We start from the raw sequence: 24,892 nt of genomic DNA on the forward strand, positions 1-24,892 counted from the left end.
CGGAGCGCTGCTAGGTCAATGGAAGCCACCTAGTGTCAGAAGCTCTTCACCACCTGTTATATGCAGATTATCCCCCCAGGACATCACAGATAAGGCTTGTGTTGCCCTGGGGGGAAAGTCCTATTTCTGCAGGGGTTAAAGTGATTACTCATTCTAAGTATTTTCATGTGGTCTTACTGTTGAAAAACCAGTCACGATGCACGCGTGCACGAGTGGCCAGAGAAATGATGGTGCGTTCTCAAATTGTCCGCTACCTACCAGAGCAGGCTTACAAGACAATTGGGTGAAACTGAAAGGCTGGTATCTGCGCTACTCGAAGACCGTGCCACTGATTCTGAGACCGAAATTGTCGCGGGTCTGGACGAGGTGAGAAATATCCAGCCTGAATAGGTGCAGGACAAGGAGAAACGCGCCGTTAGGAGTCTGAAGGATTGAACTATTAAATATTTTTCTTGCAGTGTCGTCGCGATGGGTTGCTTCAATTTCTCGCATTTGAAACAACCATTGCATGTGTGCCAATCAACTGATTTGGTGATAAAATCTATTTACGTGAGGCATTTGTGTCATTTTTCGAGCATCCCATCCTCAATTCGCCCTACTTTGTGCCTGCGGAGCACTGGGAACTTGACGCGAGCGGTCGGCCTACAGATAGCATCGTCCCGAGTCGCCGACGTTCCGATCTTATCTCGGCGATGCCGAAGGCAAAGAGCGTTAAGAAGAGCGGTGGCTTGCAAGCGGAACTTGGTTTGAATGAGGCTGGCCTCGAGTCCCAAGAGATGGCCTACAACGTAACTGAGTTCGTCAACGACTTGCGTAGTCAGGTTGATAGCTGGCGGGCCATACCTAATCCAAACGATTGGCGGGTAACACCAACGACACAGAGGTTGTTGCAACACTGGCGTGCCATCCAGAAGGATGAAAGCCAGACGATCCGGCCGTTTTTTTGCCAGCTTGAGGCAGTGGAAACAGCAATCTTTCTGGCCGAAGTTGCGCCGAAGATGGGTTCGCAGGGCAAACGCTTCCGGGCAAGGCTGGAAGCCGCAAACGCAGAGGCAAACCCCGACCTCTTCAGGGTGGCGATGAAGCTAGCCACAGGTGCCGGAAAGACCACTGTTATGGCGATGCTTATAGCTTGGCAAACGCTCAATGCAGTGCGAAGCCCTAACTCCAAATCATACTCGCGCGGTTTCTTGATTGTGACCCCAGGTATCACGATCCGAGACCGCCTGCGCGTTCTGCTGCCAAATGATTCTGAAAATTACTACGCTCGACTAAACCTTGTGCCGACAGATCTCATGCAAGAGATGCAGAAGGCCAAAATTGTTCTCACCAATTATCATGCGTTCAAGCTGCGTGAGACTCTGCAACTTGCCAAGGGCACAAGATCGGCTCTGCAAGGCCATGGAGACCAGTTGAGAACACTCGAAAATGAAGGACAAATGATCAAACGGGTCATGCCTGAACTAATGGGGCTGGGTAAGATCAATGTCATTAATGACGAGGCTCACCACTGCTATCGCGAGCGCGCGAATACAGAAACAGAGCGTCTCAAGGGCGAAGAGAAAAAAGAGGCTGAAGAAAACGCCGAAGCCGCTCGCCTTTGGATCTCGGGGCTCGAAGCCGCTAAGCGTCAACTTGGTGTGCAGATCGTCTATGATCTGTCTGCCACTCCCTTCTTTCTTGCCGGCTCAGGATGGGTAGAAGGCACACTTTTTCCCTGGGTCGTTTCTGACTTCTCGCTGATGGATGCAATAGAATGCGGGATCGTGAAGTTGCCTCGGGTTCCCGTTGCCGACAATCTTCCTAGCGGAGAGGTGCCGCTCTACCGTGATCTCTGGAAGGAAATCGGGAAAAAGATGCCTAAAAAGGCGCGGGGCCAAACCAAACCAAATCCTCAGAGCTTGCCTATTCCACTAAAGACGGCGATCGATGCCCTCTACGGCCATTACGAGAAGACATTCAAACTCTGGCAACAAGAAGGTGTAGGAATACCACCCGTTTTCATCGTCGTTTGTAACAACACAACTAACTCTGAGCTTCTTCGCGACTACATGTCGGGGTATGAACGTGAGAACCCGGACGGCACCATTGAAGTTGTTCACGGGAAATGTCCTCTCTTTGCGAATTTTTCTACTGCAGACGATGAACGGCTTCCTCGGCCGCGCACTGTCCTAATCGACAGCGCAACCCTTGAAGCAGGCGGCGACATCGATAAGACGTTCCGGGCGGCTCACGCAGAAGAGATCGAAGCCTTTCGTAGAGAACAAGCGGAGCGTGGCTCATCCGAGGACCTCACGGACGCCGACATCCTTCGTGAGGTGATGAATACCGTCGGGAAAAAGGACCGTCTTGGAGAGCAGGTGCGCTGCGTTGTGTCAGTCTCCATGCTGACGGAAGGATGGGACGCAAACAACGTAACCCACATTCTCGGTCTTCGCGCGTTTGGCACGCAGCTCATCTGCGAGCAAGTCATCGGGCGTGCTCTACGCCGATTGTCCTACGACCTCGACCCTGAAACCAAGCTATTCCGCACGGAATATGCTGACATCATGGGTATTGATGGACTGAACTTCTCCGACCAGCCTCGTGTAGCTCCGCCACAGAAGCCGCGGGATGTCATACAGGTGCGTGCCATGTCGCCCGAACGCGATCACCTCGAGATCACTTTTCCACGTGTGCAGGGCTACGTAGCCGAGCTGCCATCGGAGAGGTTGGAGGTCGATTTTTCAAACACTGAACCGTATGTTCTGACGCCCGAGAAAGTCGCCGCTACAGTGGTGACCATGCAAGGCATCGTTGGCGAAAGTGAGAAGCTAAATCTTGACTATCTCAAGACCGCGCGTCTCTCGACGATCGCATACAATGTCGCCAAGCACATGATTTTCGAGAAGCTGCGCGACGAGAACGGGTCGCCAAAGATGCATCTGCTAATGCCGGCTAAGCGGATTGTTCTGCAGTGGTTGAAAGAGGGTCATTTCGAATGCAAGGGCGATACGGTGCCCGCCCAGCTCTTGTATCGCGAACTCGCCGACGAAGTTTGTGACATCATCTTTGGCGCACTCATCGAGGGGCCGCGCGGTGATAGTATCTTGCGCGCTGTTCTTGACCCCTACCAACCCGAAGGGTCGACCATGGGCGTGCATTTCAACACATCTGTCGCCACGCGTTACTGGCCGCGTCCGGATCGCAGTCACCTGAACTGGATCATTACTGACAGTGACTGGGAAGACAAACTGGCCGCCCGGATCGAGGATCACCCAAAGGTCCTAGCTTACACCAAGAACCACAACCTCGGCTTCGAGGTGCCATACCTTCGTGAAGGCGAGCCGCATATCTATCGGCCCGATTTCCTGATCCGACTGGACGCGCCAGAACCAACGACTCTTGTTATCGAGGTCAAGGGCTTCCGCGGCCACGACGCCATGCTCAAGGCTGAAACCATGCGCAACAAATGGATCCCTGCCGTCAATCGGCTCGAAGGCTTCGGACGCTGGGGATTTGCTGAACTTCGGTCCGCTCATGACTTCGGTCCAGACTTGGATCGGGCGATCGACAAAATGCTCGGAAGGGTCACCGCGTGACATTCCCGGATCACAAGACAATGTTCAGAGTAGCGGTGGTCGAGGCCGTTCGCTGGTGGTTGGCATTCGACGGCCCGCGGTCGAAGATGGTAATCGGGAACGAAAGCAAGCTTACACGTGATGATGTGCGAGCTATCGCCTTGACCTACAACTTTAGACGGAATCTCCCCTCTAATGACTCAGGTGTTGACGTGGTAAGCGAGCACGTGAACGCTTTTTCTGGCCAAGAATTCAGTTCATTCTCTGAGCGTGCGTCAAAATTAGTCGCCTCTATCCAATCCCTAAAAGAACAACTGGCAAGTCCCGCACGTAAGAGAAATTTTCGAATAGTATCGGGAATGACCAAGCTGACGTGGTTTGTAGCTCCTGACAATTGGACACCATTTGATCGACTAGCTGCAAAGGCTGTTCGTGCTCGAAAAGCGGATACACTCGATCGAATGGTCGAGTTCTACAGACTACTCGACGAAAGCGGGTTTGCGGAAAGCGCCAAAACCATCACAGCCTGCGCAGAGGGAACGCCTTTTCAGGGTATTAGCGGCGAGCGGATCCTGGATAAGTATCTAATGGGATATGGTGAGACTGATTGGACCGCATCAATGCTTAAGGAAAACGCCGCATTTGAAGAGGCGCTTCCGCCAACCTGGAAAAACGATCTCGCTGAATTCAAAGAAAAAGTGCTGCAAAGCGCTGCTACGAAATTCGACCGTAAGGCCTTTCAATGACCGACAAGAAAACTCCCATAGAGCCAATTACCCATGATGACGAACGGCTGAATATTCCAACACCGGAATTGGCGCCGATGATGGATCCTGAGGGCGCCCGGCCTATCAAGGTCGCTTATGAGCAGCGGAACCCGGATCTTGATCCGCAGCTGATCTGGCGCGGTAAGGACATTGATCAAGAGGCGGTCACTGTGGATGCGCCGCCGATCTACATGCAGGAACAAGTTCATCCAAAGGCGATCATCGAGGACCTGCGTGCCGGCAACAAGCGCAACGGGGAAGGCGGCGGCGCGGATCTATTTGATCACTTCGGTATCACCGATGAAGATCGCGAGGCAGAGATCGAGTTCTACCGCCACCACCGCAAATGGTCGAACCGGATGATCCTGGGAGATGGGCTGCAGGTCATGGCCTCGCTAGCCGAGCGGGAAGGGCTGAAAGGGCAGGTTCAGGCGATCTATATAGACCCGCCCTATGGCATCAAGTTCAACTCCAACTTCCAGTGGTCTACGACCTCGCGTGACGTTAAGGACGGAAAGCTGGAGCACCTGACCCGCGAGCCTGAGCAAGTGAAGGCCTTCCGCGACACTTGGCGCGATGGTATCCATTCCTATTTGCAATACTTGCGCGACCGTCTGGTGGTGGCGCGAGAGCTTCTGACCGAGAGCGGATCCTGCTTTGTTCAGATCGGAGACGAGAACGTCCACCGAGTGCGAGCGTTGATGGATGAAGTGTTTGGGGAGGAGAACTTTGTCAATGAAATAGTCTTTGCGAAAACCACATCGTCAACAAGCAATGACTTGTCGGGTGTCTTTGACATAATCGTTTGGTATTCTCGCAAAAAAGATGGAATGAAATTCCGTCCCTTTTACTACTTCAAAGTTCCCGGTGGTCCAGGTGGAACCGGATATTCGCGCGTGCAGGATGAGTTCGGTGAGGTCTCACCTGTGTCAAGGTTTACTTCAAAAAATGGGGACGTCAAACTGCCGGATGGCGCGGCTCTAATTTTTCCAGACTCAATACGCTCGCAAAGCCCTGGTTCGCGGTATGACGTGTTTCAGAAAGGCATGCGATTTCGGCCTGAACCCAATTACTGGAAAACGGATAGACCACGGTTCGAGCGCCTCCAAAGAGCGGCGCGGATATTCGATACAAGTAGGAACGCTTCCTACTTGCGAAAGTATAACGACTTCCCGGTCTATCCCGCATCCAACTTATGGACAGACACAGTGGGGCAAAACCAATTCGGTGGCGAAAAGATCTATGTCGTTCAGACTGGTAACACTGTGGTCCAACGCTGCCTCCTCATGACCACCGATCCCGGTGATCTTGTGCTTGATCCCACCTGCGGCTCCGGCACCACGGCCCACGTCGCCGAACAATGGGGGCGGCGCTGGATCACCGTCGACACCTCAAGGGTCGCTCTTGCCCTCGCCCGTGCGAGAATCATGGGGGCGAAATACCCCTGGTATCTGCTCAAGGACTCTGAGGCAGGCCAAAAGAAGGAAGCCGAGGTCTCCCGCTCAGCCCCCGCTACAGCTGCGACCTACAATGACATCCGCCACGGCTTCGTCTACCAGCGCGTGCCCCATGTCACGCTGAAATCCATCGCCAACAATACGGAGATCGATCAGATCTGGACTGAGCTCCAGCCGGCGGTTGAAGCTGCTCTGTCAGGCCTAAACACTGCCCTTTTGAACCACCCTGCTAATTATCCTGTGGACAGCGGCGGCCGCAAAGGGACCGAGATTGACTTTACCACCTCTGACGAGGTCGAAATGCCCTCCGGCGAGATGGCTCCTACAAACGGCTTTATGGAATGGGAAGTCCCGCGCGAGGCACCGGAGGGCTGGCCCGAAGCGGCAATACAAGCGCTCGCTGCTTTCTGGGAGGCACGGATCGCGCGACAGAAAGAAATCGACGCCTCCATCGCCGCCAAGGCCGATTACGAATTTCTTTATGACAAACCTTATGAGGACAAAAAGCGCGTTCGTGTGGCCGGGCCGTTTACTGTCGAAAGCCTCTCGCCCCACCGCACGCAGGCTGTAAACGAACATGGAGAGTTGGTCGACGAGGTCGACGCGTCCCATGGCAAGCGCGCCTCCGACGCGTCTGAGGCAGACAATTACAGGGCCGCCATCCTTGAAAACCTCAAGAAGGCTGGGGTGCAACAGGTGGACAAAACCGACAGGGTGGAGTTCACCTCTCTCCAGCCTTGGCCTGGAGAATGGTTGGCTGCTGAGGGCCGCTATTTTGAGGGCGACACGGAACGCAAGGCTGGCATACTGATCGGCCCGGAATACGGAACCCTGCAACGTGCCGACCTGACCGCCGCCGCGCGCGAGGCCGTGGATGCGGGGTTCGACATCTTGATCACATGTGCCTTCAACTACGACGCCCACACCGCCGAATTCCGCAAGCTGGGCCGCCTGCCGATCCTGCAGGCTCGGATGAATCCTGATCTGCACATGTCCGATGATCTTAAGGCAGGAGGCGGTAACCTGTTTGTTGTGTTCGGCGAGCCTGACATCGAGGTGAAAGAAGAAGGCGATAAACTGCGGATCGAGCTGCTGGGCGTGGACATCTTCAAGCCAGCGACTGGCCAAGTGGTGTCGTCCGAGCCGGACGACATCGCCTGTTGGTTCATTGACACTGACTATAACGAGGAATCCTTCTTCGTCCGACACGCCTATTTCCCAGGCGCAGACATCCCTTACAAGCAGCTAAAGACGACGCTGAAGGGAGAGATCGACGAGGAAGCCTGGGACAGCCTGAAACGCACCGTGTCGCGCCCCTTCGCTCGCCCCAAGTCCGGCCGTGTAGCGGTCAAGGTCATCAACCATCTTGGAGATGAAGTGATGAAGGTGCTGGGGGTTTAGAAATGAGTGGAGGTGGTTACCGAGGTGGCTCGACCGTTTTATGTGTGGGAAAAGGAAGTAAGATTTCGCCTCGCGACAGAAGCGACCGAATTGAGGACATTCTCGATGACCGCAGGGCGGGTGTGAAACCTGGTGGTCGACGCCCAAAGAAGAAGAATGCAGCATTGGGCGACGACGCTCCTGGCCTACATGTGCTTTCGCCCGAAGAGCGTTGGGCGGTAATGGAGAAGGTTCGAAAGTCGCGACAGATATCGGAAGTCAGAAAAGCAGAGAAGGAGCGCCTTGACCGCAAGCGACGAGATGAGGCCTTCACCAAATTCGTTGCGGACATGCAAAAGCGTGAGCTCGAATGACCCACCGCATCGCCGATACCTTTTACGACGCACTCGCCAAGCTAACTCACCACGAGCAAAAGCAGGTCAAGACGGCAGCGTTCGATTTTCAGATGGATCCGAGCCTGCCTGGCCTGTCGATGCACCGGGTCGACCGCGCCCGAGACCCAAATTTCTGGACTGCGCGCGTGAACCGCGACGTCCGGATGGTTATACATAAGAAAGACGGACAAACCCTTCTGGCTTGGGTCGGCCACCATGATGCGGCATACCGTTGGGCCGAGACAAGAAGGATTGAGAGCCATCCCCGCACAGGCGCCATACAGATCGTCGAAGCACGTGAAACGGTCGAAGAGGTTGTTGTTCAGCGTTACATCGAGAAAGCCGTTGAATTGCCGAGACCATTGGCTGAGCAGGACGACGATACACTCCTGTCCTGGGGCGTGCCGGTAGACTGGCTCGATACCGTGCGGGATGTGACTGAGGACACGGTGCTCGATATTGCTGGGCGGCTGCCAACCGAGGCGGCGAATGCTATCCTCTCGGCTGCAGTTGGTGAGACACCTACGCCGGCTGCCGTGTCCGCGGACGGAGCGGATCCATGGGCTCACCCCGATACGATGCGCCGCTTCCGCGTTCTGGAAAACGTCGAGGAGCTTAAGGCTGCCCTGGATGCGCCGTGGGAAAAATGGGCTGTCTTCCTACATCCCACTCAACAGGAATACGTAGATCGCGACTTCAATGGCCCTGCTCGTGTGATTGGTTCGGCCGGAACTGGCAAAACTGTCGTTGCGCTCCACCGCGCGGCACGTTTGGCGGAAGACACTGACTCGAAGGTCTTGCTGACGACATTCAACCGCAAGCTCGCGGACAACCTCCGAGACAAAATTCCGCAGGTGGCGTCGCCAGATGCCATGAAACGCATCGTTGTCGAGGCGCTGCCAGTGCTAATTGCTCGACTGCATCACGAGGCCTTCGGAAATAGCGAGATTGTTGATGAGACATCTTTGCGCCACTTCCTAGTTGAAGCGTCTGCTAACTTGGAAGTGCTAGTTGATCCAGATTTCCTGTTCGACGAATGGACTTTGGTAGTCGATGCGTGGGACATCCGCACGCAAGAGGCTTACCGCGAACTGCCACGCCTTGGGCGAAAAGTCCGAGTGGCGGCGTCGCGCCGGGACGCCCTCTGGAAAGTTTTTGAAGCCGTCCGCGAGCGGCTTGCGCGGGAGTCCGTAACAACCGAGGCACAGCTTGCCCATGAACTCTCCGAATTTGGAGCTCTACCCTTCGACCACGTTCTTGTTGACGAAGCGCAGGATATCTCAGTTGCAGAACTGAAGCTGCTTGGTCGCCAGGTCGGCAACAAACCGAACGGTTTGTTTTTCGCCGGTGATATAGGTCAGCGCATATTCCGTGCACCGTTCCCCTGGACGGCGGCTGGTATTGAATTAAGAGGGCGTTCTCGCAGTCTGAAGGTGAATTACCGAACGTCACATCAGATAAGGTGCCAAAGCGACATGCTGCTTCCCGAAACATTGGTCGAGGCAGACGGCAATGAAGAGTCCAGGACCGGTGTCACCTCGGTATTCGATGGTCCCGTGCCAGTGTTCCGTTCTTTCGCCAATTCCGATGCTGAACTTGAAGCGCTTGTCCAATGGGTGCGTAGTCGGCTGTCAGACGACGACGTGCCGCCTTCCGAATTTGCAGTATTGCTGAGAAACGAAATTGATGCGGAACGTTACGCCGCAGCCTTGTCGGAAGAGAATGTGCAAATCATGCTGATGCATGATGCAAAAGGTGCTGAGTATCGTGCTGTAGCGATCGGCGCGTTAAACGACGGAATACTCCCGGACGAGAGACGGTTGCTATCTGCAAAAGACGAGGCACAACTAGACGAAGTTATGAACACTGAACGGCACCTTCTGTATGTAGCGGCAACACGGGCTCGGGATCACCTTTGGATGTCAGGTGTTGAGCCGGTGTCCGAGTTCTTGGTCGATCTTTTGGAGGAGTGAACTCATGCCATGTCTTCAGAATGGACGCATTCGGTGGCTTAGGAGGCGAGGTTAGAGGGGCAACAATCAGTTCTAGTGAACGATTTCAAAACACTCTTCTCTACTTTTGCGTGAAGCTTGTCTTTACTCGCAAACGGCACGTTTTTTAACAAACTAAGAAGAACGAATGTATACCCGACAGCTTCCGCCGTAGTCTGCTCCAAGGTGTAAGTCTTGAAGTATTTACTATCTCGACTGGAAATTCTTTTATTTCATTTCAATGAGTTATGAATTTTATTGAAATCTTAGGCGCATCCCTCGTCGCGATCGCTATAAGCTAAATGATTTTGCCAAAGAGAAGGAGCGCAATTTGTCCCCGCCGTATACACCCAAAACTCTCGCAGAGCGCTGGAGCTGCAGTTCTGAGACTGTCCGCCAGCTCTGCAAAACCGGTCAGCTAGAACATTTCAGAGTTCGCCGTCAGTTTCGCATCCCGGCACACAAAGTAGAGGAGTATGAGCAGTGCAGGAATATAGCATCGGTCGACTCAACAACCGCTTCGTCGTTGTCTGGTATGAGGAAGATGGACGCAGACGCAGGTATCGTCTTGCTGCGGACACCCTCGAAGGCGCGGAGGCCGAAGCCCGTGATGTCCTTCTCGCCCAGACATCCGGAAAGGATGAACTGACCGTAGCCGCAATTTGGAATGCTTACAGCGTGACAGTCGAGGGTCGGCCGGTGCATGAAAGCATGCAATACACTGGCCGTTCTGTGCTGCCTTGGTTTGGTGCCTTTCGTCCGGAACAGATAAGCGTGCGGGACTGTAAAGCCTACATCACCGATCGGCGACAGGCAGGTATTCAGGACGGCACGATCTGGACGCAGCTTGGCAAGCTAAGGACCTGTTTGAATTGGGCTGAGAAGACCGGGCTGATTGATAGAGCACCCTACATCGAGCGCCCCAGCAAACCGGCCCCCAAAGAGAGGTATCTGACGCGCCAGGAGATTTCACAGCTCCTGGCGGTCGACTGCGCACATCACATCAAGTTGGCTATCTGGCTGATGCTGTCGACGGCAGCTAGGGTAACGGCCGTGTTAGAACTCACGTGGGATCGGGTGGACTTTGAGCGCCGTCAGATCAATCTCCGAACTGTTGACGGACGGAGGAAGGGCAGGGCCATCGTCCCCATGACCGAGAGCCTGTATTCTGCGCTTTTGAATGCCCAGAAGGCCGCATTATCTGAGTATGTCGTGGAATGGGCTGGCGGACCAGTGAAGTCGATCAAGAAAGGCTTCAAGGCGGCCGCGGTCGCGGCGGGCCTGCCTGATGTGTCACCGCACGTCCTGCGGCACACGGCGGCTGTTCATATGGCTGAGTCAGGTATCTCAATGGATGAGATTGCTCAGTTTCTCGGTCATTCAGACTCTCGGATTACCGCATCCGTCTACGCGCGCTACAGCCCGGAGCATCTACGTAAAGCTGCCAGTGCGTTGGAGTTCGACTAAAGCTCAGGTTCAACGAACCTCGGATCACTGTCTTGAAAACAACAAAGGCGCCCTTGGGCGCCTTGTTTTATTGGTCGGAGTGAGAGGATTCGAACCTCCGACCCCTGCCTCCCGAAGACAGTGCTCTACCAGGCTGAGCTACACTCCGACCGTGGCGCGTGATCTATACCTCGGCTTTTGGATGTGCAAGAGGTATTCGAACACACGGATCATATAGTACCAGTCCCCGAGCCAAGGCTCTCAGCGCAACGTCTCTGTTCTATATAAACGGATTTTGGTACCGCCATGATCGACAACAGGCCCTGCAGGCAACAAGGGCAGGCGGGTCGCGCGTGCGAGGGACGGAGAGCTGGTGATGATCCCTGCACGCCACCCCCTGAATCTGGACATCATGACCTTGCCAAATGAACCATAGAGCGACCTAAGACGTTTCTCGTCCCCGATTCGAGCGCCATAGGGCGGATTAACGATCACCAATCCACCTGTTTCGTGACCTGGTTTGATATCGCCCACAGCCCGAGCTTGGAAATCCGTAACGGTCGACACACCGGCACGGTCCGCATTGGTGCTGGCCGCTTGAACCGCGCCGCTGTTGCGGTCCGAGCCTCGGAACACCACTTGGGTCTCTTTGACGGAAGTGACGTTCCGCATCTCGTTCCAGCTATCTTGATCAAAGTTTTTCAAGTCTTCGAAAGCGAACTTTCGCGAGCGACCCGGGTGAAGGCCCAAAGCGATCTCAGCTGCTTCGATGACGAATGTTCCGGAACCGCACATCGGGTCCAAAACAGGCTCGGACCCATCAAATCCACATTCACGCAAGAACATTGCGGCCATCGTTTCCCGCATTGGCGCCTTGGCAACGGCAGGTTTGTGGCCGCGTTTGTGCAAAGGATCACCGGAGGTGTCTACAGACAAAGTGCAGATGTCCTTTTCAATACGCAACAGCACACGCAAACCAGCATCCGCCGAGATCTCGACACCCAAGGTTTCCGCAATCGCGCGTTCGATCCTCTGCCGAGCAGCACCTGCGTGGTAAATCCGGGACTTCCGGCTGGTCGCCTCGACTTTGACGGCAACATCGGGCCGCAGAACTTCGGACCACGGAAATTTTCGCGCACGCTTGTCCAGTTGCGCCAGATGCACAGCTGGGAAACTGCCCAGACGAACCAGAACCTTATTCGCGCCGCGCAAACACAGATTGGCGCGCCAGACTTCGGACCATGACCCAAGGCAGCTCACACCGCCGGGAACGATTTTGGAGTTTTGAAACCGATTTTCAACAGCCTCAGCATACAGGGGTGCTTCTAGGCCGGGTGTTGCGACCAGAAAAATCTCAAGATCATTTGTGTGTTTCATAAAGCGTGCTTACAACGGTCACGCACAGGGTGCGATATGCATTTTATTAGGCTCTCTCAAACGAAAGTGACATTCTCGGGTCACTTTGGGCGGTAACGGGTTTGCGTTTGATCGTTTCCCCGCGTAAAGGGACCGTGATTATGACATAGTCACGCATCATAGGCAGTCTTAGCTTATGTATTGCCGGGTGCTGGCGTTTATCTCTGCAGTGATTTTTGGCGGACACCCGGCAAAAAGACACGGCAGAACGGGAAAGAGGCTTGGAAGACCGTAGCGACATGCAAACTTTCAAACTGAAAAAAGGGTTCGAGCTGCCGGTGCAGGGTGCGCCGGATCAGACGATTCATCCGGGGCCCGAATTTTCGACTGTCGGTGTTCTCGGCGGCGACTATATTGGCCTGAAACCCAAGATGCTGGTGCAAGAGGGCGATGCCGTTCAGCGCGGCACGGCACTGTTCTGCCACAAGGACGCGCCGGACGCGATGATGGTGGCCCCTATGACCGGAAAGGTCGTAGCCATTAACCGGGGCGCGCGACGCGTGCTGCAGAGCGTGGTAATCGAGGTCTCGGACCCGAATGACACTGGCATTGATTTCTCGGGCGTGGGCAATGGCGACAGTGCGGCAGGGATCACCGAGAAACTATGCGCAGCGGGTTTGTGGACGGCGTTCCGCACCCGGCCTTACTCCAAGATGCCTGAACCTGGAAGCGCACCCGCGGCGATTTTCGTGACTGCGATGGACAGTGAGCCTCTGGCGGGTGATGCAGCAGTGATCATCGCTGATGCAGGGGATGCGTTCGCTGCGGGTCTGGCGGCGATCGCGAACCTAACCGAAGGTAAGACCTATCTGTGCCACAAAGAGGGTGACTCGATACCGGGTGCCGATGTGCCGGGAGTTGAAGCCGCCGCATTTGCAGGTCCGCACCCGTCGGGGCTGGCGGGGACGCATATCCATTTCCTCGAGCCGCTGGCGGGGGACAAGCAGGTCTGGACCATCGGGTATCAGGACGTCATCGCCATTGGTCGCCTGATGCAGACCGGCTATCTGGACCCCAATATCGTGATCGCTCTGACCGGTCCGGGCGCGCGACAGCCGCGCTTGATCCGTACTGTCATGGGCGCGTCCACCGACGATTTGACCCGCGACGAGATCGATGTGGACGGGACGCCCCGGATTATCTCGGGCTCGATCCTGTCGGGCGCGCAGGCCGAAGGTCCAACCGCCTATCTGGGGCGCTTTGCGCGGCAGATTTCGATCATCCGTGAAGATCACGATCAACACACGATGGGTTGGATTCTTCCAATGCCGTCGAAATTCGCCGTACAGCCGGTATTGGGCTCGGCCTTTGCGAAAAAGCTGTATGCGTTCACTTCAAACCTGAACGGCGGGCGTCGTGCGATGGTGCCGACGGGCGTGTTCGAAGAGCTGATGCCGCAGGACTACCTGCCGACGCAATTGCTGCGCGCTTTGTTGGTTATGGACACGGACACTGCCCAGGCATTGGGCGCGCTGGAGCTGGACGAAGAAGATCTGGGTCTTGTGGGCTTTGCCTGTCCGGCAAAATATGAATACGGGCTGGCGCTGCGCGACTGCCTGACCAAGATTGAAAAGGAGGGCTGATCCACATGGGTTTGCGCAGCTTCTTCGATCGGATTGAGCCGAACTTTACCAAGGGCGGCAAGTACGAGAAGTATTTCCCCATCTACGAGATGGTCGAAAGCTTCATCTACACTCCGAAAACCGTCACCACCGTCGCCCCACACGCACGGTCCTACGTGGATATGAAGCGGATCATGACCTATGTCGTGATCGCGACGATCCCGTGCATCCTGTGGGGGATGTGGAATACGGGTTATCAGGCGAATTCAGCTATTGCGACGCTTGGCCCGGATGCGGCTACCGGCTGGCGGATTGCTTTGCTGCAGATGTTCGGTATCTCGCTGGATCCGTCCAGCCTGTTTGCCAATGTGTTGCACGGGTTGCTTTATTTCCTGCCGATCTACATCACGACGCTGGTCGCGGGTGGTATTTTCGAGGTCATCTTTGCCACCGTGCGCGGGCATGAGGTGAACGAGGGCTTCCTTGTCACATCGATGCTCTACACGCTGATCCTTCCGGCATCGACACCGCTGTGGCAGGTCGCTTTGGGCATAATCTTCGGCGTTGTCATCGGCAAAGAGGTGTTTGGCGGCACCGGTAAGAACTTTCTCAACCCCGCACTGGTCGGGCGGGCGTTCTTGTATTTCGCTTATCCTGCGCAAATGTCGGGGGATTCGGTTTGGACTCCTGTGGATGGTTTCTCGGGCGCGACCGCGTTGGGGATCACCGCAGCCGAGGGCGTTCAGGCGCTGGCGGCTGACGGGATCACCTGGGCCAATGCGTTCTTCGGCACCATTCAGGGCAGTTTCGGTGAGACATCGACGCTGGCCTGTATGATCGGCCTGGCCTTCCTGCTGACAACAAAAATCGCCAACTACCGCCTGATCCTCGGCTGTTTGGCGGGAACCATCGGCTTCTCGCTCTTGCTGAACCTGATCGGGTCAGACACCAACCCGATGTTTGCGATGCCTTGGTACTGGCACATCGTTCTGGGCGGCTACGCCTTTGGTCTGGCTTTCATGGTGACCGAGCCGGTTTCGGCCAGCCACACCAACATGGGCCGCTATATCTACGGTGCGCTGATTGGTGTCATGGTTGTGATGATCCGCGTCATTAACCCTGCTTTCCCCGAAGGCATGATGCTGGCTATCCTCTTCGGAAACGTCTTTGCGCCGCTGATCGACTATTTCGTCGTGCAGGCCAACATTAAACGGAGGGCGCGTCGCCATGTCTGATACGCAGTCCCAAGAACCAAAAGGCGCGATTGCCAAGTTTCTGGCCGCCTCGCCGGATTCTGTCGGCAAAACGATCATCGTCGCGGTCGCTGTCTGCCTTGTGGCCTCGATGGTCGTATCCGCCGCAGCCGTCAGCCTGCGCCCGGTGCAAGAGGCCAACGCGCTGAAGGACAAGCAGGTCAACGTTCTGCAAGTCGCCGGTGTCTATGAGCCGGGTGTCGACGTCTCCGAAGCGTTCGCTGCGTTCGAACCGCATGTACTTGAACTGTCGACGGGCGCTTTCGTCGACGATCAGTTCGACGCTGCCACGTTTGATGACATCGCTGCGGCCAGCGACCCGGACCTGAGCGTTGCGCTGGACAATGACCCGGCTGGCATTGGGCGTCAGTCCAAGTACCGCGTGATCTACCTGTTGCGCGATGATGCGGGCGGATTGGATAAAGTGATCCTACCGCTGCATGGCTATGGCCTGTGGTCCACGCTCTATGGTTTTATCGCGCTGGAGAACAACGGCAACGATATCTTCGGCCTGCAATTCTATCAGCATGGTGAGACGCCGGGCCTTGGGGCCGAGGTGGACAACCCGCGCTGGAAGGCACTGTGGAATGGCAAACGTCTGCGCGATGACGCGGGTGAGTTGCAGATCACCGTTGCCAAATCGCAGCCCGCCGCTGGCCCCGACTTTTACGTCGACGCGCTGGCCGGGGCGACGCTGACCTCGGTGGGTGTCGATAACCTTGTACGGTTCTGGATGGGGGATGCGGGCTACGCTCCGTTTCTGGCCAAACTGCAAGCAGGAGAATTCTGATGTCTCAGACCAAGAAAGAGATGCTGGTCGACCCGCTTGTCGACAATAACCCGATCACTCTGCAGGTGCTGGGCATCTGTTCGGCGCTGGCGGTGACCTCGTCACTGCAGGTCTCGATGGTGATGGCGCTGGCGGTGATCTTCGTGACCTCGTTCTCGTCCTTCTTTATCTCGTGCCTGCGCAACCAGATTCCCGGCTCGATCCGGATCATCGTGCAGATGGTGATCATCGCCTCGCTGGTGATCCTGGTGGACCAGATCCTTAAGGCCTATGCGTTTGAGATCTCGAAAACCCTGTCGGTTTTTGTCGGCCTGATCATCACCAACTGTATCGTGATGGGCCGGGCTGAGGCGTTTGCGATGAAGAACCCGCCCGTCGCGTCGTTCATCGACGGCATGGGCAACGGTATGGGCTACGGCCTGATCCTGCTGCTGGTGGGCTTCATCCGCGAGCTGTTCGGGGCCGGGTCGCTGTTTGGCATCACCATTCTGGAGACCGTCAACAACGGTGGCTGGTACGTGCCCAACGGGATGCTGCTGCTGCCTCCGTCAGCGTTCTTCATCATCGGTCTGATCATCTGGGCCTTCCGCACATGGAAGCCGAACCAGGTGGAAGAGCGTGAATATAAAATTCAGCAGGTAGAGGCCCACTGATGGAAGGTCTGATTTCACTGGCCGTAAAGGCCATCTTTGTCGAAAACCTTGCGCTCAGCTTCTTTCTCGGGATGTGTACCTTCATCGCCGTGTCCAAGAAGATTTCGACCGCGCTGGGTCTGGGCATCTCGGTCATGGTTGTGCAGGCCATCACCGTGCCTGCCAACAACCTGTTGCTGAACTACCTGCTGAAACCAGGCGCGCTGACTTGGGCGGGCTTCCCGGATGTGGACCTGACCTTCCTTGGCCTGATCTCATATATTGGTGTGATTGCAGCCATGGTTCAGATACTCGAGATGGTTTTGGATAAGTATTTCCCGCCACTTTACAACGCGCTGGGGATCTTCCTGCCTCTGATCACGGTGAACTGCGCCATTCTGGGTGGCTCGCTGTTCATGGTGGAACGCGACTATAACTTTGCCGAGGCGACGACTTATGGTCTGTCTTCGGGCTTTGGCTGGGCGCTGGCGATCACTGCGATGGCGGGTGTGCGCGAAAAGCTGAAATACTCGGACATTCCCGACGGCCTGCAAGGGCTTGGGATCACCTTCATCACCGCGGGTCTGATGGCGATGGCCTTCATGTCCTTCTCGGGCGTGAAACTGTAAGGAGGGACGCATGGAAACCTTTAGCTTAGGCGTCGTTCTTTTCACCCTGATCGTGTTGGGGCTGGTGGCCATCATCATGGCTGCGCGGTCCAAGCTGGTGTCGACCGGGAACGTGAACATCACCATCAACGGTGAGAAAACCATCTCGGTCCCTGCCGGGGGCAAGCTGCTGCAAACCCTGGCGGCCGAGAAGCTGTTCGTCCCTTCGGCCTGTGGCGGCGGTGGCACCTGTGCGCAGTGTCGGGTGCGGGTGCATTCTGGCGGCGGCTCGATCCTGCCGACCGAGGAAAGCCACATCACCAAGCGTGAGGCTTCGTGCGGTGACCGTCTGTCCTGTCAGGTCGCAGTCAAGCAGGACATGGACATCGAAGTCCCCGAAGAGGTCTTTGGCGTCAAGAAATGGGAATGCACCGTTCGCTCGAATGAAAACGTGGCGACCTTCATCAAGGCCCTGACGCTGGACCTGCCGGAAGGCGAGGATGTGAACTTCCGCGCCGGTGGTTACATCCAGATTGAAGCCCCTGCGCACCAGTTGAAATACACCGATTTCGACGTGGAAGAGGAATACCGCGAAGATTGGGACAAGTTCAATCTGTGGCAATACGAATCCGTCGTGGCCGAACCGATTGAGCGGGCTTATTCCATGGCCAACTATCCGGATGAAAAGGGCATGATCATGCTGAACGTCCGCGTGGCCTCGCCGCCTCCAGGGTCGGAAGGTATCCCAGCGGGTCAGATGTCGTCGTATATCTTCAACCTGAAACCAGGTGACAAGGTCACCATCTCGGGTCCGTTTGGTGAATTCTTCGCCCGCGATACCCAAAAAGAGATGGTATTCATCGGCGGTGGTGCAGGCATGGCCCCCATGCGCAGCCATATCTTCGATCAGCTCAAGCGGTTGCAGAACCGCGATCGCAAGATCAGCTTCTGGTACGGGGCACGGTCGAAGAAAGAGATGTTCTTTGTCGAGGATTTCGACCAACTGGCCGAAGAGTTCGACAATTTCGAATGGCATGTCGCCTTGTCGGACGCGCAGCCCGAGGACGATTGGAAAGGCTATACCGGCTTCATCCACAACGTGCTGTTCGAGGAATACCTCAAGAACCACCCTGCGCCCGAGGATTGCGAGTTCTACATGTGTGGACCGCCGATCATGAACCAGTCGGTCATCAACATGCTGCTGGACTTGGGCGTGGACCGCGAAGACATCATGCTGGACGATTTCGGCGGATAAGACAGGATAAACCGGCGCAGCACAGCGCCGGTTTTTTTTTACAACCGGAGGTCGCTGGCCTCTGGCGGTAGACAGGATTTGACGTCGAACAACACGCTTTGATCCTTGCCAAAGGCGCGTATCTCGGCTGGGGCGAGCGCCAGAAATTCCTGATGCGCAACTGCCAGAACGATACCGTCATAGGCACCGGTTTCAGGCTGCGAAGTCAATGAAATCCCGTATTCCTTCTGCGCGGCAACTGCATTCGCATGGGGGTCGTGGACATCGACTGTGACGCCATAGTCTTGCAACTCGTCAATGATATCGACAACGCGCGTGTTGCGCAGGTCGGGGCAGTTTTCCTTGAAGGTCAGACCCATCACCAGCACGCGGGCGGCGGCAACATTGATCCCCTCGCGCATCATCCGCTTGACCAGTTGCGAGACCACATAGCCGCCCATACTGTCATTCAACCGACGCCCGGCCAGAATGATCTGAGGGTGATAGCCCACGGCCTCTGCCTTGTGGGTCAGGTAATAGGGGTCTACGCCGATGCAATGACCGCCCACCAGACCGGGGCGGAAGGGTAGAAAGTTCCACTTGGTCCCCGCGGCGCGCAGAACTGCATCGGTGTCGATATCCATCCGGCCAAAGATCATCGCCAGCTCGTTCACCAATGCGATGTTCAGGTCGCGTTGGGTGTTCTCGATCACCTTTGCGGCCTCGGCCACACGGATGCTTTCCGCCTTGTGGGTGCCCACCGTGATGATCCGCGCGTAAAGCGCATCCACCAGATCGGCCACCTCGGGGGTCGAGCCGGACGTAACCTTGCAGATATCCGCGATCCGATGCGTCTTGTCACCGGGGTTGATCCGCTCGGGGCTGTAGCCTGCAAAGAAATCGCGGTTGAACACCAGGCCCGAGGCGCGTTCCAAAACTGGCACACAGTCTTCCTCGGTCGCGCCGGGGTAGACGGTGGATTCGTAAATAACCAGATCACCAGGTTTCAGCACGCGTCCAACCGTTTCAGACGCGCTGAGCAGCGGTGTTAAGTCAGGCTGCTTGCCCGCTGTGATCGGGGTGGGGACGGTTACGATATAGGTGTCACATTCCGCGATATCTGCCGGATCGGTGGTGAAGGACAGGCCGGTTGCGGCGCGCAGATCCTCGGGCTCGACCTCATGGGTTGCGTCCTGACCGGCACGCAGGGCGGTTATCCGGGCTGTGTTGATGTCAAAGCCGATCACAGGGCCTATTTTGCCGAAGGCAACAGCCAGCGGCAGGCCGACATAGCCCAGTCCGATCACGGCGATCTTGCGCGCGTTGGGGTCTGTTTCAAACATCGTCGTCATTTACCATGATAGTCGCGGAACCACGCGACGAACCGGGCAATGCCCTCTTTGAAATCGGTTTGCGGGCGGTACCCTGTCAGGGATTGGAGCAGATCATTATCGGCCCATGTCGCAGGCACATCGCCCATCTGCATAGGCATGTAGTTTCGGATAGCCTTTTTGCCCAAGGCATCCTCAATGGCCTCGATGAAGTCCATCAGCCGCACCTTGTCGCCATTGCCGATATTCACCACCCGCCAAGGCGCTGCCGGAGACAGGCTGTCGCCCTCGGCAATCTGGTCCGCACTGTCCGGGCGCTCGGGCGGCACGTCGATCAGCAGGCGGATACCCCGCACCAGATCCTCGACATAGGTAAAGTCGCGGTACATGTCGCCGTGGTTATAGATGTCGATCGGGCGGTCATCCAGAATGGCGTCCACAAACTTATAGAGCGCCAGATCGGGGCGGCCCCAACTGCCGTAGACAGTGAAAAAGCGGAACATCGTCGTCGGCAGGTTCCACAGATGAGCGTAGGAATGGCCCATCGCCTCATTTGCTTTCTTCGTGGCAGCGTAGATGGTCAGGGGGGTGTCGGCTTTTTCGACCTCGGTAAAGGGCATCTCTTCATTGGCGCCGTAAACGGATGAGGTCGAGGCCATCAGCAGATGCGCAACTTTGTGTTCGCGGGCGACCTCCATAACGTTGAACGTGCCCACGACGTTCGAGTTGATATAGCTGCGCGGGTCTTCCAAGCTATACCGAACCCCGGCTTGTGCGGCGAGGTGGACGATGACCTCGGGCTTGAAGTCATCGGCGATCTGTTTCAGGCGGTCGTGAATTTCCAGCAGGTCCTCGGTTGCAGAAAAGCCCGGATTTTGCAGAAGCATCTGGTGGCGGCGCTGTTTGAGTGTGACGTCGTAATAGTCGGTCATCCCGTCATAGCCGTGCACACGAAAGCCTTCGGCCAGCAAAAGCTTGGCCAGATGGAACCCGATGAACCCGGCCGTTCCGGTGACAAGAACCCGTTTCATGCAACCCTCTGTTTCATCGCCGTTTGATGCTGCATCAGGGATACTGTCACGGGGCCAAGGTCAAGGGGATTTTCGCCGTATTCGATCAGCCAACAATCATCTGCTTCATGCGAAGGGCTTCGTATTCTAGCTCTTTCAGACGAAAATGCACAACGTCGCCGATGGTGATCACACCGCGCAAGGCACCGTCAGAAAGAACGGGCATGTGGCGAAACCGCCCCTCGGTCATGGTTTTAAGAACTTGGTTCAACGGGTCATCAGGTGCGCAGGTTTTGACCTCACGCGTCATCAGGTCCTCGACCGATTGAGGAAGCGTCTGACCGGGGGTGTCGGCCATGCGGCGCACGATATCGCGTTCCGACAGAATGCCTTGCAGTGCGCCGTTTTGGTCTGTCACCAGAACCGCCCCGATTTTCTTTTCCTTCAGCGTGTTCACCACCGAGTGAATCGTATCGTTCGGACGCACCGAGAAGACCGCGTCGCCCTTGCCCTCAAGCAGTTTCGCCACGGTCGTCTGCGAGTGTGACAGGTTCGAGTCGACCGACTGACTGCGAGTGCTGGTATCGGCTTTATCGCCGCGGGTCGGTGGCTGGTAAGAGCTTGGGGCCATGGGCAATCTCCTTTTCTTTTGCTATTCACCTTAGCGCAGCCGAGCGACCTGTATAGGGTGCAATTGCCCTATCCGGGGAAAACTGCCAAAAACCAAGGATATCTGATCTTTTGTCCGACTTCTATTTGACACCGCCCATCGCGGCATTGATCTTTTTGGCAGTGGTGGTCTGCGGGCACAACTTTCGCATGACATGGAAACAGCAAACGCCGGGTTGGCAAAAGAAAGCCTGGCTGTTCGGTTTGCCTGCTGGCATTGGCCTTTTGGTTTTAGGCTTCATGCCGCTGAAACTCTGACGTCGGTTTGACTCTGATCAGAGGCGCTGGCATATGCCGAGCACGTTTTCCTAAGAGGGTGCTGTGATGCGTCTTGTCCCCGTTTTGGCTGTTGCCGCGCTGGTGTCTGGCTGTTTGTTCGACAAAGAACCAGAGGTCGTGCGCCTGTCTGGCGAAACCATGGGAACGACCTTCAACATCACCGCCATCGGCGTGGACGTGGACGAAGAAGCCTTGGCAGACTCGGTCGATGAGACTCTGGCCGAGGTCAACGCCAAGATGTCCAACTGGGATCCGAATTCCGAGGTGTCGACCTTTTCCGCGTCGGACAGCACCGATCCCGTTGCGGTATCTGACGAATTTGCGCTGGTGATCGATGCGGCAAATGACGTGCACCAGAAATCGGGCGGTACGTTTGACGTCACTCTTGGCCCGCTGATCGAGCTGTGGGGCTTTGGTCCACGCAAACCCGAAGACCCGGTGCCATCGGATGTCGAAATTCAGGCCGCGTTAGACAGCGTCGGTCAGTCCCGCCTGTTGACGCTGGACCGCGAAGCCGGGACGTTGGCCAAATTGGATGCGGGTGTAGGCATCAACTTGTCGGCCATTGCCAAGGGCTATGGCATTGACGCAGTGGCCGAAACGCTGCGCGACGCCGGGATCGAGAATTACATGGTCGAGATCGGCGGCGATCTGGTCACTATGGGTCAGAATGACAAGGGTGAGGCATGGCGGATTGGGATCGAAAAACCTGAAACTGGCGCGCAGGCCATCCAGTTGATCGTTCAGCTTGACGATCTGGGGATGGCGACTTCGGGAGATTACAAGAACTTCTTCGAACAGGACGGTGTGCGCTATTCGCATATTATCGACTCGGTGACAGGCCGCCCGATCACGCACCGGACCACCTCGGTCACGGTGCTAGCGGAAAACGCGATGATGGCCGATGCCTGGGCCACGGCCATGTTGGCGCTGGGGCAGGAAAAAGGGCTGGAACTGGCCGAAAAGCATAAACTTGCCGTGTATTTCATCTCGCGGGATGTGACAGGGGGCGAAGATGCCTATATCACGGTCCATAGCAGCGCGTTCAAAGACGCGTTGGGCAGCAACTGACGGATACGGATCATGAGCACCTTTATTCTGGCCTTCATACTGCTGGCTCTTGTGATGGTCGGCATGTCGCTGGGCGTGATGCTGATGGGCAAGACCATCAAGGGCAGCTGTGGCGGTCTGAACGCGATCTCGGGTGCGGATAAATGCGTAGTCTGTCAGAAAGATGTCGACCCAAACAGCCCGCTGCGTGATCAGTTGCAGTGCAAGCGCGCCAAGAAGGTGCTGGAACAGATGGAACGCGAAGCGCAGGCGTAAATTCCGCTTCGCCACTGACGCGGAATTGGTTAGCCTCAGCCCCGGACGATCAAAGGGGCGCATCCGTGGCCAAAGCCAAAAACATCCTATTCATCATGTTCGACCAGCTGCGCTGGGATTACCTGAGCTGCTACGGCCACCCGCACCTGCACACGCCGAATATTGACCGCTTGGCGGCGCGCGGTGTGCGATTTGACAGGGCTTATATCCAATCACCCATTTGCGGCAGCTCTCGCATGTCGACCTATACCGGACGCTATGTGCATTCGCACGGTGCCTCGTGGAACGGCATCCCGCTAAAGGTCGGCGAGATGACGATGGGCGATCACCTGCGCAAGGCCGGAATGGAGTGCTGGCTGGTCGGCAAAACTCATATGCGCGCGGATGCCGAGGGGATGGCCCGGCTGGGTCTGGAGCCTGACAGCCTGATTGGGGCCCGTGTGGCCGAATGCGGTTTTGACGTGTTCGAACGCGATGACGGGATGCTGCCCGAGGGGCCGGATGGTTATTACGATCCGGACGGCGCGAAAGAGTACAACAAGTACCTCACTGCCAAAGGGTATGAGAGTGACAACCCGTGGCACGATTTTGCCAATTCTGGTCTGGACGCAGATGGCAACGTACTGTCTGGCTGGTTCCTGAAGCATTCGACCGAGGCGGCAAATATCGCCGAGGAAGACAGCGAAACCCCATACCTGACCGGGCGCGGGATCGAGTTCATGGATACTCATAACGGCCCCTGGTGCTGCCATCTGAGCTTCATCAAACCCCATTGGCCTTATATCGTGCCCGAACCCTATGCCTCAATTTACGGCCCCGATGACGTGCTGCCGGTAAACCGGTCTGAAGCCGAGCGTGACAACGCGCATCCCGTTTTGCGCGCTTTCATGGACACAAAGATCGGCCAGACATTCTCGCGGCAGGATGTGCGCGAGGCGGTGATCCCCGCCTACATGGGTCTGATCAAACAGGCCGACGATCAGATGGGCCGCCTGTTCGACTGGATGGAAAAAACCGGCCAGATGGAGGACACGATGATCGTGCTGACCTCGGATCACGGCGATTTTCTGGGCGATCACTGGATGGGGGAGAAGACATTCTTCCACGACGCTTCGACCAAAGTGCCGCTGATCATCTATGATCCATCGTCCGCCGCTGACGCCACGCGCGGCACGGCCAGCGATGCGCTGGTGGAATCCATCGATCTGGCCCCGACCTTTCTGGATGTGGCGAGCGGCGCAGATGCCTCACATATCCTCGAAGGGCATTCCCTGTTGCCGATCCTGCATGGGACACAGGCGGAAACTCCGCGAGATGTGGTGATTTGCGAATATGATTATTCGGCCTCGCCGCTAGCGGAGAAACTGAATGCCTCGGTCCGCGATGCGGTGATGTTCATGGTCGCCGACAGGAAGTGGAAGCTGATCCATTGCGAGGGCGGCCATCGTCCTTTGCTGTTTGATCTGGAAAATGATCCGCAGGAATTGACCGATCTGGGCGACAGCGCCGACCACGCCGACATCATCGCGCAGATGTATGACCATCTGTTTACGTGGACCCGCAGGCAGTCTCAGCGCACCACGCGGTCCGAGGCGCAACTGATCGAGATGCGCACCAAAAGCCGGGGCCGGGGGGTTGTTGTCGGCATCTATGATGAAAACGACATGCCGCTGGAGTTGACGGTGAAATACCGAGGCCGCAAAGCGCGCCCGTATCGGGAGATTGTCGGCAAGGATTAAATTCACCGCGTCTACGCCAAAAGGCGGTTCACCCGGCGTCGGCCAAG

General features: G+C 56.4%; 20 protein-coding genes, 1 tRNA gene and 1 pseudogene. 17 read left to right on the forward strand and 5 right to left on the reverse strand.

The window, feature by feature from the left end; all coding sequences use genetic code 11:
* The first annotated feature begins 560 nt into the window (after positions 1 to 560).
* The 7 genes and pseudogenes from AC2FNR_RS02435 (at position 561) to AC2FNR_RS02465 (ending at position 11,017) form a co-directional block, all read left to right on the forward strand.
* The gene (locus AC2FNR_RS02435) at positions 561 to 3,581 is read left to right on the forward strand and encodes a BPTD_3080 family restriction endonuclease (protein WP_496847860.1); all 3,021 of its coding nucleotides are present in this window, start codon (positions 561 to 563) and stop codon (positions 3,579 to 3,581) included.
* On the forward strand, positions 3,578 to 4,306 hold the full coding sequence (locus AC2FNR_RS02440; protein WP_496847861.1) for a hypothetical protein: 729 nt from the start codon (positions 3,578 to 3,580) through the stop codon (positions 4,304 to 4,306). Before AC2FNR_RS02435 ends, AC2FNR_RS02440 begins: the two co-directional genes overlap by 4 nt.
* Positions 4,303 to 7,185: a site-specific DNA-methyltransferase gene (locus tag AC2FNR_RS02445; RefSeq protein ID WP_496847862.1), complete on the forward strand. Its 2,883-nt coding sequence runs from the start codon at positions 4,303 to 4,305 to the stop codon at positions 7,183 to 7,185. Before AC2FNR_RS02440 ends, AC2FNR_RS02445 begins: the two co-directional genes overlap by 4 nt.
* Before the next feature lie 2 nt (positions 7,186 to 7,187).
* Positions 7,188 to 7,538 (forward strand): hypothetical protein, encoded by a 351-nt coding sequence (locus tag AC2FNR_RS02450; RefSeq protein WP_496847863.1) that lies wholly within the window; start codon positions 7,188 to 7,190, stop codon positions 7,536 to 7,538.
* Complete coding sequence (locus tag AC2FNR_RS02455) at positions 7,535 to 9,532, forward strand: 3'-5' exonuclease (RefSeq protein WP_496847864.1); 1,998 nt, start codon at positions 7,535 to 7,537, stop codon at positions 9,530 to 9,532. The genes AC2FNR_RS02450 and AC2FNR_RS02455 overlap by 4 nt, the downstream gene beginning before the upstream one ends.
* A 349-nt stretch (positions 9,533 to 9,881) precedes the next feature.
* A pseudogene (locus AC2FNR_RS02460) lies at positions 9,882 to 10,016 on the forward strand (helix-turn-helix domain-containing protein); the annotation flags it as partial.
* Positions 10,017 to 10,033: 17 nt separating this feature from the next.
* Complete coding sequence (locus tag AC2FNR_RS02465; RefSeq protein ID WP_496847865.1) at positions 10,034 to 11,017, forward strand: tyrosine-type recombinase/integrase; 984 nt, start codon at positions 10,034 to 10,036, stop codon at positions 11,015 to 11,017.
* A 71-nt stretch (positions 11,018 to 11,088) separates the two neighbouring features.
* Here AC2FNR_RS02465 and AC2FNR_RS02470 read toward each other — a convergent pair.
* Together AC2FNR_RS02470 and AC2FNR_RS02475 are read right to left on the reverse strand one after the other, a co-directional pair.
* Positions 11,089 to 11,165 (reverse strand) — tRNA-Pro (locus AC2FNR_RS02470).
* Between the two features lie 92 nt (positions 11,166 to 11,257).
* The gene (locus tag AC2FNR_RS02475; RefSeq protein WP_496847866.1) at positions 11,258 to 12,373 is read right to left on the reverse strand and encodes a THUMP domain-containing class I SAM-dependent RNA methyltransferase; all 1,116 of its coding nucleotides are present in this window, start codon (positions 12,371 to 12,373) and stop codon (positions 11,258 to 11,260) included.
* A 278-nt stretch (positions 12,374 to 12,651) separates the two neighbouring features.
* Between AC2FNR_RS02475 and AC2FNR_RS02480 the strand changes: the two genes are divergently transcribed.
* Genes AC2FNR_RS02480 through nqrF form a run of 6 tightly spaced genes read left to right on the forward strand, consistent with a single transcriptional unit; the run spans position 12,652 to position 18,512 of the window.
* Positions 12,652 to 13,995, forward strand: coding sequence for a Na(+)-translocating NADH-quinone reductase subunit A (locus AC2FNR_RS02480; RefSeq protein WP_496848159.1), 1,344 nt, complete (start codon positions 12,652 to 12,654; stop codon positions 13,993 to 13,995).
* Between the two features lie 5 nt (positions 13,996 to 14,000).
* Complete coding sequence (locus tag AC2FNR_RS02485) at positions 14,001 to 15,209, forward strand: NADH:ubiquinone reductase (Na(+)-transporting) subunit B (protein WP_170356560.1); 1,209 nt, start codon at positions 14,001 to 14,003, stop codon at positions 15,207 to 15,209.
* On the forward strand, positions 15,202 to 16,017 hold the full coding sequence (locus AC2FNR_RS02490; RefSeq protein ID WP_496847867.1) for a Na(+)-translocating NADH-quinone reductase subunit C: 816 nt from the start codon (positions 15,202 to 15,204) through the stop codon (positions 16,015 to 16,017). The genes AC2FNR_RS02485 and AC2FNR_RS02490 overlap by 8 nt, the downstream gene beginning before the upstream one ends.
* A complete protein-coding gene (locus tag AC2FNR_RS02495; RefSeq protein WP_117873115.1) occupies positions 16,017 to 16,670 on the forward strand; it encodes an NADH:ubiquinone reductase (Na(+)-transporting) subunit D in 654 nt (217 codons plus the stop codon). Before AC2FNR_RS02490 ends, AC2FNR_RS02495 begins: the two co-directional genes overlap by 1 nt.
* Positions 16,670 to 17,278 carry an NADH:ubiquinone reductase (Na(+)-transporting) subunit E gene (gene nqrE / locus AC2FNR_RS02500; RefSeq protein ID WP_496847868.1) on the forward strand — a complete coding sequence of 203 codons (609 nt, stop codon included), beginning with the start codon at positions 16,670 to 16,672 and terminating at the stop codon, positions 17,276 to 17,278. The genes AC2FNR_RS02495 and nqrE overlap by 1 nt, the downstream gene beginning before the upstream one ends.
* A gap of 10 nt (positions 17,279 to 17,288) precedes the next feature.
* Positions 17,289 to 18,512, forward strand: a complete 1,224-nt coding sequence (gene nqrF, locus AC2FNR_RS02505; RefSeq protein WP_170356557.1) for an NADH:ubiquinone reductase (Na(+)-transporting) subunit F — start codon at positions 17,289 to 17,291, stop codon at positions 18,510 to 18,512.
* A gap of 38 nt (positions 18,513 to 18,550) precedes the next feature.
* Here nqrF and tviB read toward each other — a convergent pair whose 3' ends face one another.
* The 3 genes from tviB to AC2FNR_RS02520 all read right to left on the reverse strand — a co-directional run bounded on the left by tviB (position 18,551) and on the right by AC2FNR_RS02520 (position 21,463).
* Positions 18,551 to 19,834, reverse strand: coding sequence for a Vi polysaccharide biosynthesis UDP-N-acetylglucosamine C-6 dehydrogenase TviB (tviB, locus tag AC2FNR_RS02510; RefSeq protein WP_496847869.1), 1,284 nt, complete (start codon positions 19,832 to 19,834; stop codon positions 18,551 to 18,553).
* A 5-nt stretch (positions 19,835 to 19,839) separates the two neighbouring features.
* Positions 19,840 to 20,853: a GDP-mannose 4,6-dehydratase gene (locus tag AC2FNR_RS02515; protein WP_496847870.1), complete on the reverse strand. Its 1,014-nt coding sequence runs from the start codon at positions 20,851 to 20,853 to the stop codon at positions 19,840 to 19,842.
* A gap of 85 nt (positions 20,854 to 20,938) precedes the next feature.
* Positions 20,939 to 21,463, reverse strand: a complete 525-nt coding sequence (locus tag AC2FNR_RS02520; RefSeq protein ID WP_170356554.1) for a CBS domain-containing protein — start codon at positions 21,461 to 21,463, stop codon at positions 20,939 to 20,941.
* Positions 21,464 to 21,573: 110 nt separating this feature from the next.
* Here AC2FNR_RS02520 and AC2FNR_RS02525 point away from each other — a divergent pair, with 110 nt between their 5' ends.
* From AC2FNR_RS02525 to AC2FNR_RS02540, 4 genes are all read left to right on the forward strand, one after another.
* Positions 21,574 to 21,759, forward strand: coding sequence for a hypothetical protein (locus AC2FNR_RS02525; protein WP_496847871.1), 186 nt, complete (start codon positions 21,574 to 21,576; stop codon positions 21,757 to 21,759).
* A gap of 66 nt (positions 21,760 to 21,825) precedes the next feature.
* Positions 21,826 to 22,851, forward strand: coding sequence for an FAD:protein FMN transferase (locus AC2FNR_RS02530; RefSeq protein ID WP_496847872.1), 1,026 nt, complete (start codon positions 21,826 to 21,828; stop codon positions 22,849 to 22,851).
* A 12-nt stretch (positions 22,852 to 22,863) separates the two neighbouring features.
* The gene (gene nqrM / locus AC2FNR_RS02535) at positions 22,864 to 23,106 is read left to right on the forward strand and encodes a (Na+)-NQR maturation NqrM (protein WP_496847873.1); all 243 of its coding nucleotides are present in this window, start codon (positions 22,864 to 22,866) and stop codon (positions 23,104 to 23,106) included.
* 65 nt (positions 23,107 to 23,171) lie between these two features.
* Positions 23,172 to 24,845, forward strand: coding sequence for a sulfatase-like hydrolase/transferase (locus AC2FNR_RS02540; RefSeq protein WP_496847874.1), 1,674 nt, complete (start codon positions 23,172 to 23,174; stop codon positions 24,843 to 24,845).
* Positions 24,846 to 24,892 lie beyond the last annotated feature (47 nt).

This window comes from Ruegeria sp. SATB045 (genome assembly GCF_059613525.1).

Coding starts and splice junctions, on each gene's coding strand:
- AC2FNR_RS02445 (WP_496847862.1), top strand. CDS start 4,303: ATGACCGACAAGAAAACTCCCATAGAGCCAATTACCCATGATGACGAA.
- AC2FNR_RS02450 (WP_496847863.1), top strand. CDS start 7,188: ATGAGTGGAGGTGGTTACCGAGGTGGCTCGACCGTTTTATGTGTGGGA.
- AC2FNR_RS02455 (WP_496847864.1), top strand. CDS start 7,535: ATGACCCACCGCATCGCCGATACCTTTTACGACGCACTCGCCAAGCTA.
- AC2FNR_RS02475 (WP_496847866.1), bottom strand. CDS start 12,373: ATGAAACACACAAATGATCTTGAGATTTTTCTGGTCGCAACACCCGGC.
- AC2FNR_RS02480 (WP_496848159.1), top strand. CDS start 12,652: ATGCAAACTTTCAAACTGAAAAAAGGGTTCGAGCTGCCGGTGCAGGGT.
- AC2FNR_RS02485 (WP_170356560.1), top strand. CDS start 14,001: ATGGGTTTGCGCAGCTTCTTCGATCGGATTGAGCCGAACTTTACCAAG.
- AC2FNR_RS02490 (WP_496847867.1), top strand. CDS start 15,202: ATGTCTGATACGCAGTCCCAAGAACCAAAAGGCGCGATTGCCAAGTTT.
- AC2FNR_RS02495 (WP_117873115.1), top strand. CDS start 16,017: ATGTCTCAGACCAAGAAAGAGATGCTGGTCGACCCGCTTGTCGACAAT.
- nqrE (WP_496847868.1), top strand. CDS start 16,670: ATGGAAGGTCTGATTTCACTGGCCGTAAAGGCCATCTTTGTCGAAAAC.
- nqrF (WP_170356557.1), top strand. CDS start 17,289: ATGGAAACCTTTAGCTTAGGCGTCGTTCTTTTCACCCTGATCGTGTTG.
- tviB (WP_496847869.1), bottom strand. CDS start 19,834: ATGTTTGAAACAGACCCCAACGCGCGCAAGATCGCCGTGATCGGACTG.
- AC2FNR_RS02515 (WP_496847870.1), bottom strand. CDS start 20,853: ATGAAACGGGTTCTTGTCACCGGAACGGCCGGGTTCATCGGGTTCCAT.
- AC2FNR_RS02520 (WP_170356554.1), bottom strand. CDS start 21,463: ATGGCCCCAAGCTCTTACCAGCCACCGACCCGCGGCGATAAAGCCGAT.
- AC2FNR_RS02530 (WP_496847872.1), top strand. CDS start 21,826: ATGCGTCTTGTCCCCGTTTTGGCTGTTGCCGCGCTGGTGTCTGGCTGT.
- nqrM (WP_496847873.1), top strand. CDS start 22,864: ATGAGCACCTTTATTCTGGCCTTCATACTGCTGGCTCTTGTGATGGTC.